This window comes from Pseudomonas sp. AGC41 (genome assembly GCF_057334555.1).
On record NZ_JBHFJB010000062.1, the window covers coordinates 26,070 to 26,335 of the forward strand.

The following is a 266-nucleotide window of genomic DNA, read 5'->3' on the forward strand; positions in this document are numbered from 1 at the left end:
GGGGCCGCTTCGCGCCCCAGCGGGAGCAAGCTCCCTCGCCACAAAAGCAGTCGCCAGCAGGAAACCTCGCGTAAAACCCTCTGAGCCCGATCACCGATAAATGGGGTTTGGTGATAAGCTCGCGCACCATGAATATCTACAACTCCCGCCCCGTTGTCCTCTGTCTCTCCGGCCACGACCCCAGTGGTGGCGCCGGCTTGCAGGCAGATATCGAAGCCCTGCTCGCCCAGGGTTGTCATGCCGCCCCGGCCGTTACCGCGTTGACC

At 63.5% G+C, this 266-nt stretch carries 1 protein-coding gene; it reads left to right on the forward strand.

From position 1 onward, the window contains the following. Positions 1-128 precede the first annotated feature (128 nt). Positions 129-266 (forward strand): bifunctional hydroxymethylpyrimidine kinase/phosphomethylpyrimidine kinase (locus tag ACE04F_RS11800; RefSeq protein WP_486106874.1); only part of this gene is annotated, 138 nt, incomplete at its 3' end.